This is a genomic window from Thermogymnomonas acidicola JCM 13583, from assembly GCF_001316105.1.
GTDB classification, from domain to species: Archaea; Thermoplasmatota; Thermoplasmata; order Thermoplasmatales; family Thermoplasmataceae; genus Thermogymnomonas; species Thermogymnomonas acidicola.
This window is the reverse complement of sequence record NZ_BBCP01000002.1, coordinates 129,734-146,355: the sequence shown is the minus strand read 5'-3', so window position 1 is coordinate 146,355 and position 16,622 is coordinate 129,734. Positions and strand designations below refer to the sequence as shown.

At 56.1% G+C, this 16,622-nt stretch carries 25 protein-coding genes and 1 pseudogene; 8 read left to right on the top strand and 18 right to left on the bottom strand.

The window, feature by feature from the left end; all coding sequences use genetic code 11:
• Positions 1 to 23 precede the first annotated feature (23 nt).
• Entirely contained in the window at positions 24 to 1,604 is a 1,581-nt protein-coding gene (locus tag JCM13583_RS02680; protein WP_171823379.1) for a penicillin acylase family protein, read from the bottom strand.
• Between the two features lie 133 nt (positions 1,605 to 1,737).
• Between JCM13583_RS02680 and JCM13583_RS02675 the strand changes: the two genes are divergently transcribed.
• The 8 genes and pseudogenes from JCM13583_RS02675 to JCM13583_RS02640 all read left to right on the top strand — a co-directional run bounded on the left by JCM13583_RS02675 (position 1,738) and on the right by JCM13583_RS02640 (position 6,590).
• Complete coding sequence (locus JCM13583_RS02675; protein WP_171823378.1) at positions 1,738 to 2,484, top strand: cytosine permease; 747 nt, start codon at positions 1,738 to 1,740, stop codon at positions 2,482 to 2,484.
• Positions 2,485 to 2,501: 17 nt separating this feature from the next.
• Positions 2,502 to 2,786, top strand: a complete 285-nt coding sequence (locus tag JCM13583_RS02670) for a hypothetical protein (RefSeq protein WP_075056602.1) — start codon at positions 2,502 to 2,504, stop codon at positions 2,784 to 2,786.
• A complete protein-coding gene (locus tag JCM13583_RS13665; RefSeq protein ID WP_075056601.1) occupies positions 2,747 to 3,109 on the top strand; it encodes a hypothetical protein in 363 nt (120 codons plus the stop codon). Before JCM13583_RS02670 ends, JCM13583_RS13665 begins: the two co-directional genes overlap by 40 nt.
• Positions 3,081 to 3,623, top strand: a complete 543-nt coding sequence (locus JCM13583_RS02660) for an isochorismatase family protein (RefSeq protein ID WP_075056600.1) — start codon at positions 3,081 to 3,083, stop codon at positions 3,621 to 3,623. Before JCM13583_RS13665 ends, JCM13583_RS02660 begins: the two co-directional genes overlap by 29 nt.
• A gap of 20 nt (positions 3,624 to 3,643) precedes the next feature.
• Positions 3,644 to 4,087, top strand: a complete 444-nt coding sequence (locus tag JCM13583_RS02655) for an SRPBCC family protein (protein WP_075056599.1) — start codon at positions 3,644 to 3,646, stop codon at positions 4,085 to 4,087.
• A 31-nt stretch (positions 4,088 to 4,118) separates the two neighbouring features.
• Positions 4,119 to 4,727 (top strand): SDR family oxidoreductase, encoded by a 609-nt coding sequence (locus JCM13583_RS02650; protein ID WP_075056598.1) that lies wholly within the window; start codon positions 4,119 to 4,121, stop codon positions 4,725 to 4,727.
• A gap of 31 nt (positions 4,728 to 4,758) precedes the next feature.
• The gene (locus JCM13583_RS02645) at positions 4,759 to 4,842 is read left to right on the top strand and encodes an SDR family oxidoreductase (RefSeq protein WP_075056597.1); all 84 of its coding nucleotides are present in this window, start codon (positions 4,759 to 4,761) and stop codon (positions 4,840 to 4,842) included.
• A gap of 189 nt (positions 4,843 to 5,031) precedes the next feature.
• Positions 5,032 to 6,590, top strand: a pseudogene (locus JCM13583_RS02640) (B12-binding domain-containing radical SAM protein).
• 174 nt (positions 6,591 to 6,764) lie between these two features.
• On the opposite strand, the gene JCM13583_RS02635 reads toward JCM13583_RS02640, so the two are convergent.
• The 17 genes from JCM13583_RS02635 to JCM13583_RS02570 form a co-directional block, all read right to left on the bottom strand.
• On the bottom strand, positions 6,765 to 7,520 hold the full coding sequence (locus JCM13583_RS02635) for an ATP-binding cassette domain-containing protein (protein ID WP_162509265.1): 756 nt from the start codon (positions 7,518 to 7,520) through the stop codon (positions 6,765 to 6,767).
• Positions 7,521 to 7,534: 14 nt separating this feature from the next.
• Positions 7,535 to 8,338 (bottom strand): ATP-binding cassette domain-containing protein, encoded by an 804-nt coding sequence (locus tag JCM13583_RS11900; protein WP_162509264.1) that lies wholly within the window; start codon positions 8,336 to 8,338, stop codon positions 7,535 to 7,537.
• A gap of 8 nt (positions 8,339 to 8,346) precedes the next feature.
• On the bottom strand, positions 8,347 to 8,862 hold the full coding sequence (locus JCM13583_RS02620; RefSeq protein WP_075056596.1) for an ATP-binding cassette domain-containing protein: 516 nt from the start codon (positions 8,860 to 8,862) through the stop codon (positions 8,347 to 8,349).
• A 4-nt stretch (positions 8,863 to 8,866) separates the two neighbouring features.
• On the bottom strand, positions 8,867 to 9,535 hold the full coding sequence (locus JCM13583_RS02615) for an ABC transporter permease (protein ID WP_075056595.1): 669 nt from the start codon (positions 9,533 to 9,535) through the stop codon (positions 8,867 to 8,869).
• A 220-nt stretch (positions 9,536 to 9,755) separates the two neighbouring features.
• Positions 9,756 to 9,953: an ABC transporter permease subunit gene (locus JCM13583_RS11895; RefSeq protein ID WP_162509263.1), complete on the bottom strand. Its 198-nt coding sequence runs from the start codon at positions 9,951 to 9,953 to the stop codon at positions 9,756 to 9,758.
• The gene (locus JCM13583_RS11890; protein WP_162509262.1) at positions 9,953 to 10,225 is read right to left on the bottom strand and encodes an ABC transporter permease subunit; all 273 of its coding nucleotides are present in this window, start codon (positions 10,223 to 10,225) and stop codon (positions 9,953 to 9,955) included. Before JCM13583_RS11890 ends, JCM13583_RS11895 begins: the two co-directional genes overlap by 1 nt.
• Positions 10,219 to 10,782 (bottom strand): ABC transporter permease, encoded by a 564-nt coding sequence (locus JCM13583_RS11885; protein ID WP_162509261.1) that lies wholly within the window; start codon positions 10,780 to 10,782, stop codon positions 10,219 to 10,221. The genes JCM13583_RS11890 and JCM13583_RS11885 overlap by 7 nt, the downstream gene beginning before the upstream one ends.
• Positions 10,783 to 10,785: 3 nt before the next feature.
• Complete coding sequence (locus tag JCM13583_RS02605) at positions 10,786 to 11,313, bottom strand: ABC transporter substrate-binding protein (RefSeq protein ID WP_075056594.1); 528 nt, start codon at positions 11,311 to 11,313, stop codon at positions 10,786 to 10,788.
• On the bottom strand, positions 11,225 to 11,749 hold the full coding sequence (locus JCM13583_RS02600; protein ID WP_075056593.1) for an ABC transporter substrate-binding protein: 525 nt from the start codon (positions 11,747 to 11,749) through the stop codon (positions 11,225 to 11,227). Before JCM13583_RS02600 ends, JCM13583_RS02605 begins: the two co-directional genes overlap by 89 nt.
• Before the next feature lie 121 nt (positions 11,750 to 11,870).
• A complete protein-coding gene (locus tag JCM13583_RS02595) occupies positions 11,871 to 12,395 on the bottom strand; it encodes an ABC transporter substrate-binding protein (protein WP_162509260.1) in 525 nt (174 codons plus the stop codon).
• 84 nt (positions 12,396 to 12,479) lie between these two features.
• Entirely contained in the window at positions 12,480 to 12,620 is a 141-nt protein-coding gene (locus JCM13583_RS13660; protein WP_171823377.1) for a helix-turn-helix domain-containing protein, read from the bottom strand.
• Positions 12,601 to 12,993 (bottom strand): hypothetical protein, encoded by a 393-nt coding sequence (locus tag JCM13583_RS11880; protein WP_162509259.1) that lies wholly within the window; start codon positions 12,991 to 12,993, stop codon positions 12,601 to 12,603. The genes JCM13583_RS13660 and JCM13583_RS11880 overlap by 20 nt, the downstream gene beginning before the upstream one ends.
• Positions 12,965 to 13,150, bottom strand: a complete 186-nt coding sequence (locus tag JCM13583_RS11875; protein WP_162509258.1) for a hypothetical protein — start codon at positions 13,148 to 13,150, stop codon at positions 12,965 to 12,967. Before JCM13583_RS11875 ends, JCM13583_RS11880 begins: the two co-directional genes overlap by 29 nt.
• A 270-nt stretch (positions 13,151 to 13,420) precedes the next feature.
• Positions 13,421 to 14,155: a hypothetical protein gene (locus JCM13583_RS02585; RefSeq protein ID WP_075056590.1), complete on the bottom strand. Its 735-nt coding sequence runs from the start codon at positions 14,153 to 14,155 to the stop codon at positions 13,421 to 13,423.
• A gap of 452 nt (positions 14,156 to 14,607) precedes the next feature.
• Positions 14,608 to 14,922 carry an MMPL family transporter gene (locus JCM13583_RS02580; RefSeq protein ID WP_075056589.1) on the bottom strand — a complete coding sequence of 105 codons (315 nt, stop codon included), beginning with the start codon at positions 14,920 to 14,922 and terminating at the stop codon, positions 14,608 to 14,610.
• Entirely contained in the window at positions 14,919 to 15,584 is a 666-nt protein-coding gene (locus JCM13583_RS13655; protein ID WP_075056588.1) for a hypothetical protein, read from the bottom strand. The genes JCM13583_RS02580 and JCM13583_RS13655 overlap by 4 nt, the downstream gene beginning before the upstream one ends.
• A 22-nt stretch (positions 15,585 to 15,606) precedes the next feature.
• Positions 15,607 to 16,614, bottom strand: coding sequence for an MMPL family transporter (locus JCM13583_RS02570; protein WP_171823376.1), 1,008 nt, complete (start codon positions 16,612 to 16,614; stop codon positions 15,607 to 15,609).
• Positions 16,615 to 16,622 lie beyond the last annotated feature (8 nt).

The following is a 16,622-nucleotide window of genomic DNA, read 5'->3' as shown; positions in this document are numbered from 1 at the left end:
CACCTGCCTCTGGTTCGAACTGACTATGAAGCCGCTTGCGGGGGGGTCGACGGCTGGGGCACCATGCTGTAAGGTATGGAGGAAACAATGTACTCAGTTCCGTTCCCGGGCATGATGCCGTTGGGGGGGTTGTACGGCAGGCCGCTGCTGTCTGCGAAGACAGGATAATAACCGGGCGATATGTCAGCAATGGTGCTGCTGTCAGCGAAAGCGAAGTTTTGGTATGGCGCCTCCCAGATGGAGAGGGCGTCCCTGAACTGCGTGTAGTTGGAGGCCCTCATGACACCGAGGAGCGCTCCGAGGTCGTTGCTGAACCTGTTCCCCCCCATCCAGTCCATGACCAGGGCAGTCGAGCCGTCCTGCACCATCACCGGCCCCCCCAGGTTCGTCCAGTTCACGGTCATGCCGTTCACATGGTAGTGTGTGAGGGGGTGCATGGTGCCGTTCCACAGGTACTGCCCATCCCTCACGGTCTGCACGAAGAAGAAGGTGCCCCCCCAGGATATCGCCTCTGTATCCGTAAGAGTCCACGCGATGTTTTCGTTGTGCCCTATTATGACTGCGGGTTCACCGGGCAGCACAACGCCGTAGACTTTGTAGTACGGGTCTGTGAGCTGCACCTGGAACCAAATGGAGGGGGGGAGGGTGAAGGAGAGCACGGGGGGGCCGCCCACAAGGATCGGGTGCCCGGTGGACGTCCTGTTCCCGGCCACGACCCACTCGTTGCTGTGCTCCGGCGGGTTGGTACCGAGGAGGTTGAGCGGGTCCCACTCCTCCGCCAGTCTGAGCGCAAGCGACTGCACCGTGTTGTTTACCATGTAGTTGTTCTCCGATATCGCGAGCACGGTACTGTTCGGTTCTCCTGAGTAGCCGGCGTAGTAGTATGTCTGTATGGGGGGGTTGAAGGGCGGTATGATCGAGTTTATCGCCGGCCCCATCCTGCTGTACATGAGGCTGTAGAGCAGGGGGGGGTCATCGCTGAACTCTAGGACCTGTATCATGTATTCCTGAATGGCGATGGAGAACACCGGGTTCCAGTAAAGGGGCTTCTTGCCAAGGAGCTTGAACTCCAGTGGTAGGAGGTTGTGGGCCAGCGAGTAGTTTATGTAGTCGTTTATGCCCTCCGAATAGGCCTCAAGTGCCTGCACGCTCTCGGCATCGGTGGCGTTTACTGTCGCGTTGCCCAGCATTTCCTGCCAGTCCTTCTGTGCTGTCACCGGCACCCCCCCAACGAGCGTCTGGAACCTGTCGTAGTTGGCGTAGCCACTTCCGAGCAGGTACTGGAGCCTGCCCATTGATGCAAGGGCAATGAGCTCCATCTGGAAGAGCCTCTCCTTAGCCTGCAGGAACCCGAGCGTCAGGAACATATCGTTGTTGTCCTCGGCGTATATGTGGTAGACGCCGTACCTGTCCTCTATGACAGCCACAGGCCTCTGTAGGCCCTGGACGAAGTAGGTCTCGTTCTTTATCACCAGGTTCCTTGAGTTCTGCTCTACCCCGCTGTTGGGGGGGTTAAGTATAGTGAAGAGTGGCGTGAACGATGCAACAACCACCACTACGATTATAATCACCGCACCTGCAGCAACATAGACCTCTCTGCGCACGGTAGCCCTAACTGAAACCAGTTAAATAAAACTCCCCCACTCTTTTAAATACATGCCGTAGCGATCACAGACCGCAGTTGAAGGGAACATTATGTATTAATATGTCGAACACATGTTCGGACAGTGGTTCCATATGGTTGATTTTGATGACAGGCCACTGAGGATCGAGAGTGCAGGCATAGAGTCAGTGCCCGTGGAACACAGGCACGGCCATGCACGCGAGCTCTTCTACCTGTGGTTTGCCAGCAACCTTGGCATCCTCAACATAGTGTACGGTGCAGTTGTGGCCTCACTTGGCCTTAACTTCTGGCAGGCTGTAGCTGCCATAGGTACAGGCCTCCTCACATTCGTCATTGTTGGCATCCTCTCCCTGCCGGGTGTGAGGCAGGGATCGACAATGATGGTCTCCTCGTCCGTGGTCTTCGGGAGGAGGGGCAACATACTGCCCACGCTCTTCTCGTACCTGACAGTCCTCGGCTGGGAGACTGCGCTAATGTGTGTGGGCACTCTCCTGCTCACCACGCTGTTCCAGCGCCTCCTTGGGTTCGGTTACCTGGAAGCGGTCTCGGTCTCACTCCCGGTATCGCTGGCTGCAACCTTTGTGTGGCCTATTTTTGGGCACGCAACCGTATCCTCCTTCCAGAAGTATGCCTCGTACACGTTCGGCCTCTTGACCGTACCTGTGATACTCTTCCTCTGGCCACACGTGGACTATGCATTTCTGGACAGTCCAGGGGGGGCTGGCCCTGGCGCATTCGTGTCTGCTGTCACGTTCATATTTTCAGGCACTACACTGGGCTGGGTGAACTACGCATCTGACTACAGCAGGTACCTGCCACTGGGGGGGACAAGTGAGAAGAAAGTAGTCCTGTACCACTGATCGGGGCTTTCCTGCCTTTGTTCGCCCTCTCGATGCTCGGCTTCCTCCTCGTGTCTAGGGAAGAGATAGCCAGTTCCTCTAACCCCCCCTTCCTGCTCATAGGCTCCCTAATGCCGGCATGGTTCCTTGCCGTCTACTATGTCCTGGGGGGGTTCGGTATGAACACGAGCACAAACATAATGAACGCCTACTCATCTGGCCTCAACCTGTTGCTCCTTGGCCTGAGAATGCGAGGTACAGGAGCGTCTGGATCGACGCCGCTGTGTCCGGGGGCAGGTGCAGCTTCATACTCCTCTCCCTGAGGAGTTTCCTGGGGTCTTTCGAGTCGTTTTTGAGCCTGCTTGGTGACTGGGCTGGACCATGGAGCATGGTCATGGTGGTACACACACTCCTCTCTGGGAGGGTGCGGGTACATGGCCCTGCCAGGCCCCCCCTGCTTTCCTGGCTCATCGGAACGGCAGTGGCCTTCCTCCTCTCCTCGTCTCCGTTCTTCACTGGGCCCCCCCTTGCCACAGGAATCTTCAGGAATTCCGATGCAGGTGTACTGCTGGGCTCTTTCGTCTCTCTTGTTCTTTCTCTCGTGCTCCTCGGAGGTGGTGGCACACGAAGGCCGTCGTCATCATAGACCCGCAGGAGGGCTCAGGTGCAGGTCAACGGTTGTTGCGCTGATAAGGGTTGCAGACCTGCTTCGCACGGAGGCATTTAGCGGGCTTCCGGTGGCTGTGTGCGCCTTCAAGAACGATGAAATCTCACCATTCAGGAGTTTCATGGAGTGGTGGCCAGGCTTTAGGGAACAGGGTGACAGGCAACTTATGCAGGAGTTCGATTTCTCACGCTATCCTGTGTTCTGGCACAACACCTACAGCCCACTGACAGCAGAGCTCTCTGTGTGGCTCAGGGAAAACGCGATTCGGGAAGTGCTCGTCACTGGCGTGGAGACCTCAGCCTCTGTGGTGATGTTCTCGATGCAGCTCTTCGACATAGGTGTTAGGCCAGTGGTGTGCTTCGAGCTAGTTGGAGACACTTATGGTGACCAGGGCCAGAAAGCCGGTGTAAGTGTGCTCAGGAAGGTCTTGAGCGAGGCGAACATAATGGCATACAGTCGCCTCTCTTCGTGGGCACAGTCCACAGATATATAGTGTGTTTAGATCCTTACACCATGATAAGGTTCAGGGAGAGCGTGGAAATAGATTCCGATCCGGAGAGGGTGTTCATTGTCGTGAGCAACATAAGCACCATACCGGAGTTCTGGCACGGCACCAGGGAGCTTTCAGGTGGCCCCCCCGATGTCTACAGGATAAGGTTCGCTTTCCCGCGGACCGGGACTGTGAGGTTCAGTATGGGAGAGGGGGGGAGGTTCGAGACCCATTACCTCACAGGGCCCATTAAGGGCATGAAGGTGGAGGAGGTCTCTGGCGAGGGCGGGAGGACACGCCTCTCTTCCACATGGGAGGTGTCGCTCTCCCTCTACCTCCGCCTGTTCGAGGGGGGGAGGATTGCGGAGCACTTCAGGACGGGCACGAGGCACGCACTCATGAGGATAAAGCACGAGTGCGAGAGGGCCAGTGCGGAGAGTGGCGTTTTAAGTCCGGAGAGCCACTGAATCTTTGAGTACATGTCAGCCATGGGAGTGTATGGCCAGGACTGCACTTGTCACAGGTTCAGCCACGGGCATGGGCCTCGCTGTTGTATCTGACCTCCTCTCGCGGGCTGGCAGGTCATTGCAGTGCACAGGAAGGAGCACGGTGAGTTCAGGGAGGTCAGGGAGAGGTACGGGGGACATGGTGGTGGACGTTGTCACTGACCTTTCCGGGCAGGAGGGCATCGATACGGTCTCTGGGAGGATCGAGGAGATGGGTGTGAGGCTTGACGGGCTGGTCAACAACGCTGGCGTTGGTGGCATAGGTGACGTCACTGCAGTCGAGAGAAAGGTATGGGACAGGGTCGTAAGCGTGAACCTCACAGCGCCGGTCTTCCTCGTGAGGTCCCTGCACACAAGGATGCAGGACGGCTCTGCGATAGTGAACATATCCTCACTGGCAGGCCTCAGGGTGGGCCTGGGCTCCATATCCTATGAGCCACCAAGCAGCGCTCATACACGCCACAAGGTCAATGGCGCTCTCCCTGGCGCCAGGGTCAGGGTGAACACCGTGGCCCCGGGCTTCATAAGGACGAACATGACGCAGTGGCTCTGGGGGGGGACGAGAAGGCTCTTTCTTCCGTGCAGGACAGGATACCGCTGAAGAGGATAGCTCCCCGGAAGAGGTTGCAAGGGTGGTATCGTTCCTCCTCTCCGGAGACGCCTCTTACATAACAGGCCAGGTCATCGTTGTGGACGGCGGCATCTCGCTTTCCTAACGAGCACCCGATTTGGGATTTAAATTTTAACCTCCGTACAATAATAAGAAGTTAATTTTTACCCGATCCATTAAAGTTTTAAATATAGATTTCATAAAAAAATATGTCCTACTCTGTTGTCATAACCGCTGACAGGGGGGGTAGTTTCACGGATTATTCCAGGAGCACCGCTCTGGCTATGTGGCCTGCATGCCCTACAGGCTGGTGCCGAGGATAATGATGGACAAGATATTCGCTCCAGAGCTGAAGACCGGCAGAGAAGTGGAAGCAAAGTTCGCTCCGTACGCCCTCAGGAAGGTAGAGGCATCGGTTTACAGTGCTGGCATAAAGAGCGTTGGTGTCGTCCCGCCCTCGGCGCTAGAGAGGGCTGTGGACAGCAACACGAAGGTAGTAGGTATATCAGTGCACGATCCATACGGGCTGAGCCCCCCCGTTTCCACCAAGCTCACCATGCTCTTCGGCGGTGGCCCCCCCTCATGGACGGCCAGGTTCTTTGAGGAACTGGGCGAGAAGGTCTCTGAACTGAAGAAGAAATACGGCTTCAGGGTAATAGTGGGCGGCCCTGGCGTGTGGCAGATGAGCCTGGAGAGGCCCGACTGGGTGGACGTGGTCTTCAACGGCGAGGTTGAGGTGGACATGCCGAAGGTCATAAACGACCTGGTGGCGGGCAGGGAAGTGCCCAGGATCGTGAACGGCAGGAACGCGCCAGTGGAGCAGATACCCACCATAATAAAGCCGTCCAGGATGGGCGAGGTGCAGATAACAAGGGGCTGCCCCCCCAGGGGGGGGTGTCAGTTCTGCTCCATCACGCCCGAGACTTTCAGGACAATACCCATGGAGCAGATAAAGAGGGAGCTGTCCATAAACATAGCGCTGGAGAGACGGTGAGCGACCTGATAACGGATGACATCATGCTCTACGGCTCCAAGAGGCTGGGCGTTAACCACGAGGCCATAGTGAACCTCTTCAGCGAGGTCAAGAAGATGGGCATAGAGCAGATGTACTTCAGCCACATATCCGCACCTCCGGTGGTGCAGAGCCCTGAGACCGTTGAGGCCATATCGCACATAGCGGAGTACGACAGGTACGGTGCGGAAACGCCGGTGATCGGACTTGAGAGCGGGAGCGAGAGGATAATATCAAAGTACATGAGGGGGGGCAAGCCGTTCCCGTACAGGCCGGAGCAGTGGGGGGGAGAGGTCATAGTGGAGAGCGCGAGGATACTGGCGGACAACCACGTGCACGCCTGCTACACCATGACCATAGGCTACCCGGATGAGACGGACGAGGATGTGGAGAAGAGCATAAGGCTGGTGGAGGACATCATAGAGAGCGGCGTAAAGGTGTGGGTCTTCCCTCTGCCCGTGATACCGATAACGAGCACCAGGCTTGCCAAGAACCCGTTCCCCGCCCTCGAGAAGCTCCCGTCGAAGTACTGGGAGTTGCTCTACATCGCCTGGAAGCACGACCTGAAGGTCACCAGGGACCTCATGCCAGGACTCAACGCTAGGCTTAACAACGGCGTGGTGGCGAAGATGGTGGAGTTCATGACGGACAGGATATTCAGCAGCATCGAGGACGTGTTCAAGGAGTTCATGGAGACCAAGGGCAGAAAGGCCTACGACTACTCGAAGATCGACCTCTCCGGCATGCTCGGTGCCGTGAAGTCCGTGTACTGGCTCTCACTCTCCGTCATAAACAAACACAGGGAGCAGGAGAGCAAGGGTGCGGTATCCGTATCCTCATAATACTCCTTTTTGGTTTCGGCCCATTTCCTCGGATTCTGAGTGCGGTGTTCAGGGAATTCGATCCTCCACTGTTAATAGTCACATTATGATGGTGCCCTTAAGTCGCTTATCGCACACTCCAAAAAGGTGCGGAGATAGGTATGATGGGTATCGCATCCCACGTACCCCCCCGTCTCAGGCCTGAGCCTTCATTGCCTCAGCCCTCAGTGTGCCCGCAAAGTGGCACCTCGCACTGTGACCACTGGATATCTCTTTCAATTCAGGTCTTTCCCTTGAGCACACGTCCCTGGAAAATGGGCACCTGGGTTCAAACAGGCACCCGGTGTCCCTATTGCCCTCCTCTGTGCTGAATATCCTCTCTCCCAGCTCGCTCCTGGCGGATCCCCCCCTGAAGCCCCCCCTGCTCGCCACCATTAGGGCCATTGTGTAGGGGTGCAGCGGTTCCGAGATCACCTGGCCCACGCTTCCACTCTCCACCACCTGACCCCCCCTGTATATCACGTAGACTCTGTCTCCTATGTATTTTGCTGACGCTATGTCATGCGTTATATACATTATTGATACGCCAGATTCCTGCTTGAGCCTCCTGAGCAGGTTCAGTATCCCAGCACGCAGGGAGACGTCGAGCATGGATATGGGCTCGTCAGCAATGAGGAGGGACGGGTTGAGGACCAGTCCCCCCCTTGCGATGGCAACTCTCTGCCTCTGCCCGCCGCTGAGCTGGTGCGGGTACTTGTGCATGTACTCTTCCACAGGCCTAAGTTCTACCCTCTCCAGTGCGTCCATCACCTTTTCTTCCAGGCCCTCTCTCAGGCCATTCACTTCCAGGGGGGGCTCAGCCACTGCCCTGGCCACAGTGAACCTGGGGTTTATGCTCTGGAAGGGGGGGTCCTGGAATATACTTTGTATGCTGGTTCGGAGCCTGGACACAGCTCTCCTGTCCTTCAGGTCGACCTTCTCCCCATATATGATATATATCCTGAGGTGGGTTCATCGAGTAGGCCCACAATCCTGCTGAGTGTTGTCTTGCCTGATCCCGTTTCACCGACGATGGCCACGCACTCGCCAGGGTAGATACTCAAGTTGACGCCGTCGAGGGCAGTTACACCGCTCCCCGCGGAGGCCTTCCCTTCCCTGAGGCCTGACCTCTTGGAGAATACCTTCGTGACGTCCCTGACCTCAATAATCGGTGTACCCTCCGGGCCATGGGCACTTTCCCTGACAGCGCTACTTGCCCTTGCGTCCCTCTTCATCTGCGGCAGTACAGTGCACGATACTGTGTGGCCGGCCTCGACGACCCTAGGTTCATCTGCCCCCCCTGGCTCTCTGCAACTCCCTGTAGCGTACCTGCACCTTGGTTCAAAGGGGCACCCGGTTGGCTTGGTCAGGAGGCTGGGCGGTGACCCCCCCTCTATGGGCAAGACCTCCGATATGTCCTCCTGGATGCTCGGTATGGAGTTTACGAGCATGAATGTGTACGGGTGCCTTGCCCGGGAGAAATCGGATGAGGGTATCATCTCGACCACCTTGCCCGCGTACATGACCATGATCCTGTCGGAGAGCCTTGAGATCATTGAAATGTCATGGGACACGCTCAGCAGGCTCACGTTGAAGGTATCCCTTAGGCGCAGGAGCTCCTCCACTATCTTGTACTGTGTGAGCACGTCAAGGGAGGTTGTGGGCTCGTCTGCAATGACAAGGCTCGGCCTGAGGGATATGGCCATTGCAATGACTACCCTCTGCTTCATGCCCCCGCTCAGCTGGTGTGGGAAGGCGTCGTAGACCCAGTCATCAAGGCCAACCGACCTGAGTAGCTGGAGGCTGAGTTCCCTGGCCTCGTCAGGCGCCTTTTCAGCCTGTATATGAATATATCGGAGATCTGCTCACCTACCCTGAGCAGCGGATTCAGGCTGTCAAGCGCACCCTGGAACACAACGGAGATGCCCTTCCAGCGCACCATCTTCAGGGATTCCTCTATCCTCCTCTCTCTCTTTGAGCTCCTGAGGGAGAAGGAGGCACCCATCTCGCTGTCCACGATAACCTTTCCGTTGAAGTAGATCCTCCCTGATGTCACGACAGAGTTCTGTGGGAGTATGTGCCCTATGGCCATGGCGAGGGTGGACTTGCCGCAGCCACTCTCCCCCCCGACGATTCCAACACTCTCATTCTTCCTTATGCCGAAGGTCACGTTGTTCAGTGCGTAAACCCGCCTGAGTCCCAGGGTGTACTCTATGGAAAGGTCCTCAACATAGAGGGTGTAATCGTCATACATCTGATCACCTCCTTAGTGTTACGTCTGTTACCTCCCTTATTGTGTCCCCTAGCATGTTGAACGCTATCACTATGAACACAATGAAGAGGCCAGGAAATACAGAGACCCACCACTGCCCGGAGACCACGAACTGCAGGCCCTCTGTCACCATGGCACCGAGTTCTGGGGGGGTGGGCGGAGGTATGCCCACACCAAGGAAGCTCAGACCCGCGGCAACGAGGATCGCATTCCCAAGGTTGAGGGCGTAGAGCACGATGGTTGGCGTTATGGTCTGTGGCAGTATGTGCCGGAGCATTATGTGGGCCCTCGACGCGCCGATGGAAACCGCCGCTGTGACATAAAGTTCGTTCTTGGCAGAGAGCACCGAGCTCCTGGAAACCCTGGCGAAGCCAGGCAGGGAGACCACGGTGACCGCTATCACTATCGTCCAGAAGCCCTGGCCTATGGCTATGGAAATAGCGATTGCCAAGAGTATCGACGGGAATGCGAGGAGTATATCCATGACCCTCATGGCAACGTTGTCCGTGATCCTGCCCATGTACCCGGATACGAGGCCTATGAGGACGCCGAGTGCATATCCAAGCGTTACGGAGAGGAACGCGATGGCCAAATCGAGCCTTATTGCGTAGAGGATCCTGGAAAAGATGTCCCTCCCGTACTCGTCAGTGCCCATTATGTGGGCAGGCGAGGGGGGGCAGTATCCTGGCGGCCAGGTCGATCTGGTCCGGCCTGTAGGGAGCAATGTAGGGGGCCAAAGGCGGCCAGGACAACGTATATTCCCAGGATCACGATGGCGGCTATCCCGGTGGGTGAATGCATGAAGAGCCTTAGGGCCTCAAATTTGAGGCCAGGTTCCCTGCGCCTTCGGACCAGGCCTAACACTCTCGCCTCACTCACTGTAGCCTCACCCTCGGGTCAACATAGGCATAGAGCAGATCCGCAACGAAGTTAACGAGTGCGAACAGCAGGCCCGAGACCAGCACCACTGCCATGACGCTCGGATAGTCAAGCTGGTCTATGGCCTGGACTGCGTAGAGGCCGAGCCCCCCCTGCCATGAGAACACGGTCTCGGTGAGCACGACCCCGCTCATCAGGCACCGGCCTGGATTGCAGCGACGGTTATTGCCGGAAGCAGGGCATTGCGCAGGGCATACCTGTTCATGAGGATGTTCCTCGGGAGCCCAATGGCGAAGGCCGTCCTCATGAAGTCCCTGTTCAGGACATCCAGCATGCTTGACCTGACCACTCTGGACAGCGTGGCTATGAGGGCAAGGGAGAGGCCCACGGCGGGCAGGATTATGTGCCAGATGGCATTGCCGAAATCCACGAAGTTTCCGGTTATCAGCGAGTCCAGGATCACCATTCCCGTGATCCTCGGGGGGGCGGTGTCAGTGAGGGGGGGCTCAGCTGACCGAACGGTGCCGGTGCCAAGCCCAGGTAAGTATAGAAGACCAAGATCATGACGATCTCTATCCAGAACACGGGCATCGAAATGCCAAGCAGCGAGAAGACCCTGCTTATGTGGTCACCGGCCCTGTTGGCCCTGAGAGCTGAATATATACCGAGGTATATCCCTGCTGGGAGACCTATGACCATTGCAGCAATGGCAAGCTCGAAGCTGGCCGGGAAGCGCGTTGCTATCTCGTAGTTGACGGGCTCACCGAGTATGTATGAATAGCCAAGGTTGAGGTGTATCAGGTCGTTCAGGTATATGCCGAACTGCACATAGAGGGGCTTATTGAGGCCGAGTTCGTTCTCGAGCACCTTCAGTTCGGCACCGTTCACCTCCGGACCTATCAGTATCAGGGCAGGGTTTCCAGGGACAATATGGGAGAGTATGAAGGTGACGACGATGATGCCGAATACCGTCGGTACCAGTGCGAGGAGCCTAAAAATGATGAATCGGGTTAGGCTGTTCATGGCCTATCCCATCTTCACCTGGTAGACGAATATGTCAAAGGTCGGGTATATGTACAGGTCGTGCACGTTGGTCGTCATGGGTATGACGTTCTCGAGGTTGAACAGCGGCACCTCAACCGCCTGCTGTGCCAGTATGTCCTGAACCTGCTGGTAGAGCTTGTCCCTCTGCGTCTGGTTGTAGTCCTTGCCTGCCTGTATCAGGTCGTTGGTCACGGTGGAATTGTTGAAGTAGTTGTAGTTCCCGTATATACCGATGTTCAGAGAGCTGAAGAGTGGCCTCATCCCATCGTCAGGTGTTGCAAGCAGGTTGACCCAGCCTTCGTAGAACATGGGCCACTGCCCCAGGCCCACCTCGTCGTTGAAGGTGGCCGATTCAACGCTCTGGAGCTTCAGCGTTATGTTTATCCTTGCCAGCTGCTGTTGCAGTATCGTTGCAATCGAGCTACCTATGGGGGGGTCGCCAGAGGTGTAGTAGAAGGTCGTGGTGAAGCCATGGGGGGTAGCCAGCCTTGTCCAGGTACTCCTGCGCAAGCGTGAGGTTCTGGGTGTAGTTCTTGAACGCCGGTATGTACGATTCGATGGTGGGCGCTATGACGCTCTGTATCGGGAGGCCGTAGCCGAATGTGGAGAACTGCGTGAGCTGGGTTGCGTTGACAGCATATTCAATTGCCTTCCTCACGTCAAGGTTGTTGAATGGTGTCACGTTCTCATCCAGGCCTATGTAGTACTCGGAAGAAGTAGGGCCGGCCTTAACCTTCAGGTTCGTGTAGTTGGAGAGCGTGGACATCTGGTTCAGCGGTATGTTCAGCGCAACGTTCACGGACCCCCCCTTCTCCAGCAGGGTCTCCTGTGTGGCCGGGCTCGGCACGACCTCGTATATTATCTTGGTCACGTTGGGCTGCGGGCCCCAGTAGTGGGGGGGATTCGCGACAAGCACGATCTCGCTGGAACTGTAACTCTGCAGCATGTAGGGCCAGTGCCCATGGCGTGGTCCGACATGTACGGGTTCACGGAGTCCTTCTGCACGCCGCCGTGGTCATTCACGTAGTTGGGGTCAACGATCCCCGTGACCCAGAGCTGGAACAGGTTCAGGAACCACGGGTAGGGTGCCTGGGGGGGACAAGCAGTATCTTGTACGGCCCAAGTACATGTATACCGGATTCGTTCAGGAACTGTGCAACATGGAAGGAAGCACCCTGTGACATGGTGATGACCCTGTCGAGGGTGAACTGCACGTCTGTGGCGTTGAATGGGTCACCGTTGGAGAAGGTCACGTTCTGCCTCAGGTTGAACAGTATCGAACCGTTGGGGTTCACTGTCCAGTTCGTCGCAAGCTCCGGCACAGGGGTGAGCGAGCCCACTGTCTGGCCGTTCACTGTCGTGGTACCGTACCCGATCAGGGTCTGGTAGATCTGGTCGTCGAAAAAGACTGAGTTTGTGTCAAAGGCCACCGCAGGGTCTATTGAAGTGGGGGTGGCCGAGCTCGCAATGATCAGTGTGTTCCCGCTCTGCTGCTTTGCACTGTGGCTGTGGAGATAGCCTTCAGTTACTCCCAGCCCTATGGCAGCGATAACAATCACCACAATAACAACAGCTACGATTCTACGATTCATCCCAATGAAATTTTAAAACCAACATAAAACAGTTTTTTGAACAGTGACAAATCTTATTAAAAAGACATGATATGTTATGGCAGGTCAGAGGTCTAGAATGTCGTTGAGCACGTCACGCTCCGCTTTCCTGATCCTGTATGTCAGGGTTGTCCTTGGGACGTTGAGCCGCTTGCTCATTTCGCTCAGGCTCACCCTCCTGGGCCAGTCAAAGTACCCAAGCGCCACACTTTCCGCTATCAGCCTGTATCCCTCGAAGCCGTCCCCCTGAGTACCTGTGAGCCTTCCAGACCTGCACCTGGGTGTAGAGGTAGAGGTCAAGGAACTCCTCGCTGCTGAGCCTGCGTATCCCGGTGATCTTTGTCATCTCCGTGTCGTGCACCTTCCTCTCAAGGTGTGGTTCGTCGGAGATGAACATCCACCTCTCGATCCCGTTGGAAGCGATGAACGGGTATAGCCTCTGGCCATAGTTCATGAGAGTATGCAGCGCCTCAGTCCTGGCTATGCTGTACCTGCATATTGCGGCATTGCCCTTCTTCACAAGCACGTCCAGGTCGCCAACGTGGTCCTGCTCAGATATGAACCTCAGGGCCTCGTCCACTGTACCATCTGTTTGATGCGAACAGGGACACCATCTCCATGCGGCTGCCTGAAGGGTTACCTCCAAGCACGAAGACGCGGAGTCCTCTGATGTTCTTGCTCACCGCGATGTGAGGGCAGTCCCTCTGTGTTATGTCTATAGCGTAGAGATAATGCACCGGTGTGAATGTGTCCGCATATATTAAATGCTCCAGGGTTACGGAACGTTTTTATCAGCAATGCACCCTGGTAATGGACACCTACTTCTTGACTACCGGAATGAGTTGAAATATTTACACGCGGCCCCAATGGCAACTCTCAGGCCGGAGGTGGTGCATTACAGGTGAAGTGCGGGCAGCTTCGGCGTGCACTGAATTTTGCCGGCCTTTTAGGGGGGGAGAGAAGAGTGGGCCCATATAAAGGGCCCTAGGTTGATCCATCTGTAACCTCTACTGTGCCCTGCCAAAGTGCGGCCCGTGGTGCGACGAAGTCGCTTCATACGTCACATAGAAGCTCGTGCCGTCAGAGGACACTGCGGACGGCACTGCCATGGCCTGGCCAGCACTGTTCACCATGACGATCTCTGTGGGTGAGAAGGCACCCATGGGGGCGAACAGGCCCGATATGGAGGCGTAGTCCGTCGTGTGTATTCCGGTGTAGTCATAGCCGAAGTAGGCTGTTCCGAAATTTGCAAGTGGGAGTATGCCAGTGCTAGATGACGGGGGGGCTTCCACTATCCACTCCGCACTGTCGTCAAGGGCACCTGAGACGGTGGCCGTATCCGTGAGCGTACCGACAAGCTGTCCGCTGGGTGTGTAGACGCTTATGGATGTCGTGAAGGTCTGCGACCCTTCATAGGTCACGCTGGCGTACACATAGTCTCCTGCCTGGGCTGTGAAGCTGGCATATACGGGCGCCGCTGGGTAGAACTCGTACCAGACCAGGTACACGGTGTGTTCGTTGTGCCCGAAGCCACTGGGCTCTGCCAGTATGCCTGTCTGCTCCACCGTGTTATCGTTGTAACCGTCAATACCCACCCAGAAGGCTGCATATGAGTTGCCCGAGGTGCTCGTGTCCGGTATGATCAGGGACATCGTGGCGTTGTGCACACTGTAATCTGAAGATACGGCAACGTAGCCAGCCCAGTTTAGCGATTCAGACTGGCTGAATATCGCTCCTCCCATGGTGGGGGTGCGCTACAGCCTGTGAGGCCACAGAAAACAGTGCAGCGGATAGGAGAACTGTTAACACTATAACAATTGATCCAACCTTTTCCACATGTGGCATTCGACAGTATCTATATTAAACTTTCAGATCAAATTTCTCAAGTACCGCGGGGCACCCCTGACCTGGAGGTGCATTTGCTCTCCTTCCATTACTGGGCCTATGTCTGCATAGCATGCCCACAGGTACGCATTCGTGCCATTCTGCAGACCTGATACCCTGGAGCCGATGATACGTGTTTGGTGTTTCAGTGCAGTGGGATGCTAGCTTTAACTTGAAGGTAAGATCCTATTGCTCCAGGGTCCTAAGGGTTCAGGAAGGACACGACTTCCGCATGGGCATCCCGCAGGGCTGGAGCACCTAAAAAGGTTGTTTCGGGAAGTCCGTTCTTCATTCGGGGGGGACCTCACCACTAGTTTTCCTGCCTCCTGTAGAGCGCAGATATCATCGCAGGAAAGTACACTGTCCTTATTAGGAACGTGTCTAAGAGCAGGGATATTATGAAAGATATGCCGAGCTGCTGCAGGAAGGGTACTGGTATGGCGCTTAGTGAGCCGAGGGAAACCGCCAGTATTATGCCGAGCGTCGATACAGTCCTGCCGGAAGACGCTATCCCTCTGTTGATCGACTCCCTGAGCCCTAGTGACCTCCTGTTCTCGTTTATCCTTGATATTATGAACACCGTGTAGTCACTGCCCAGTGAGAAGAGAATCAGGAAGAGGATCACGGGATAAGGTATATCAGGGCCTCGTGGAGCAGGTACCTGGAAACAGCGTAGAGTATGAGTGTGCTCCAGGAGACACTGAACAGCACACCGGTGAGCGAGACGAGGGGATACTTCCAGGTCCTGAAGGAGAGACCTATGACCAGGCCGATAACGACCACTATGAGAGCCTCCAGTTCAGAGTATATCTTACTGTTTTGGGCCTGCTGGTCGATTATGCTCGACGTCAGGCCGCCCACTATCAGGCTCCTTTCCGACCTGATCTCCTTCACGGTGTCTATTGCGGACTGTGAATATGGTGACGAAGACAGGTACAGGGTGTAAAGGGCATACCTGTGGCCTATCACGAACTGGCTGTAGTTCGATCCGCTGGATACCTCAGTGCCGTTCAGGTAAGGCCCGTAACCCCTGGCGATGCCAGGGACCGAGAGGAGCATCTGTGCGTAGGAGTGCAGTGCGCTCTCAGGGTCAGGGAGGGAAGAGAGGTTCACGATCACGTACACTGGATAGATCTGGCTGGCCCCGAAGTCACTCTGGATGAGGTTAAGGCCCCTCACTGCGGGGGGGAGGCTCTCCGGCAGGCCGGTGTTGAAGTTGTACGTGGTCGGCACGTGAAAGAAGCCGTAGGCGCCTGCGGTCCCTATGAGCATTACGGCTGCAATCACCGCGTACCTCTTCCCGATGGACCTATCGGAGATCCTGTAGAACGCAGATTTCCTGGTATCCTCTACACTGGCGGGCCTCAGCTTTCCCTGGATAAAGAGCCTCTTTCCGAATATGGAAGCCACAGGTGGCAGGAGCAGTGTCTCCAGGGCAACGGTGGACAGCACTGCCACGAACAGAACGAAGCCCCCAGTCCCTGAAGCCAGGTATGAAGTAGAAGGTGAAGAGGCTGAGAGCGACGGTAAGGCCGCTCACCAGTATCGACTTGCCCGACTCCTTCGCTGCTGTCTCAATTGCTTCCTGCTCACTCCTGCCAGCCCTCAGCTCCTCCCTGAACCTAGATAGTATAAAGAGGAGGTAGTCAGCCGATATGCCGAGCAGTACTGCCTCAAGGGTGTAGTTCACGATGAAGCTCACGCTGTGGAAGATCAGGCCCGCCAGGAACTCCGAAGCCATGCCGAGCAGCAGCGAGATGCCGGAGAAGATGAAGACCAGGACTGCAGACTTCCAGGACCACAGGGCAAAGAGGATCGAGATTGCCAGGAATATGAAGAGGAGGCCGAAGATGAAGCCAGACTTTGCAGTCTGCTGGTTCGTCTCGTACGCAATGGCGCCGTTCCCGGTCACTATGGCATTGTCAAAGTAGCCCCTGACGATTGCGTTCACTTTGCTGTAAGCAGCCTCTGAGGCAGTCTCACTCCCCTGAACGTCCTTACCTGAGGGTGTGGAGAATACAACGTAGAGGAGCGTTATGTTCGATGCGTCGTATGTGGAGTTCAGGAAGGAGGGTATGCCGGATAGGCCGAAGTGGGTGACGAAGAAGTAGCCAGGGTCGCTGGAACTGACCGCCGATTCGATGTACTGCCAGTCCAGGTTGAAGCCGTAAGCCTCTGATATGATGCCCGAGGTTACCTCTGAAAGCGCTCTTACAGAGGTGTAGTTGAACACCGTTAACTCCGGGACAAGGGAATCGTTTATGTAGTTCTTGACCAGTGAGATGGAGACTGCCTCCTCGATCCTCTGGCCTGGCATGCCAGCGG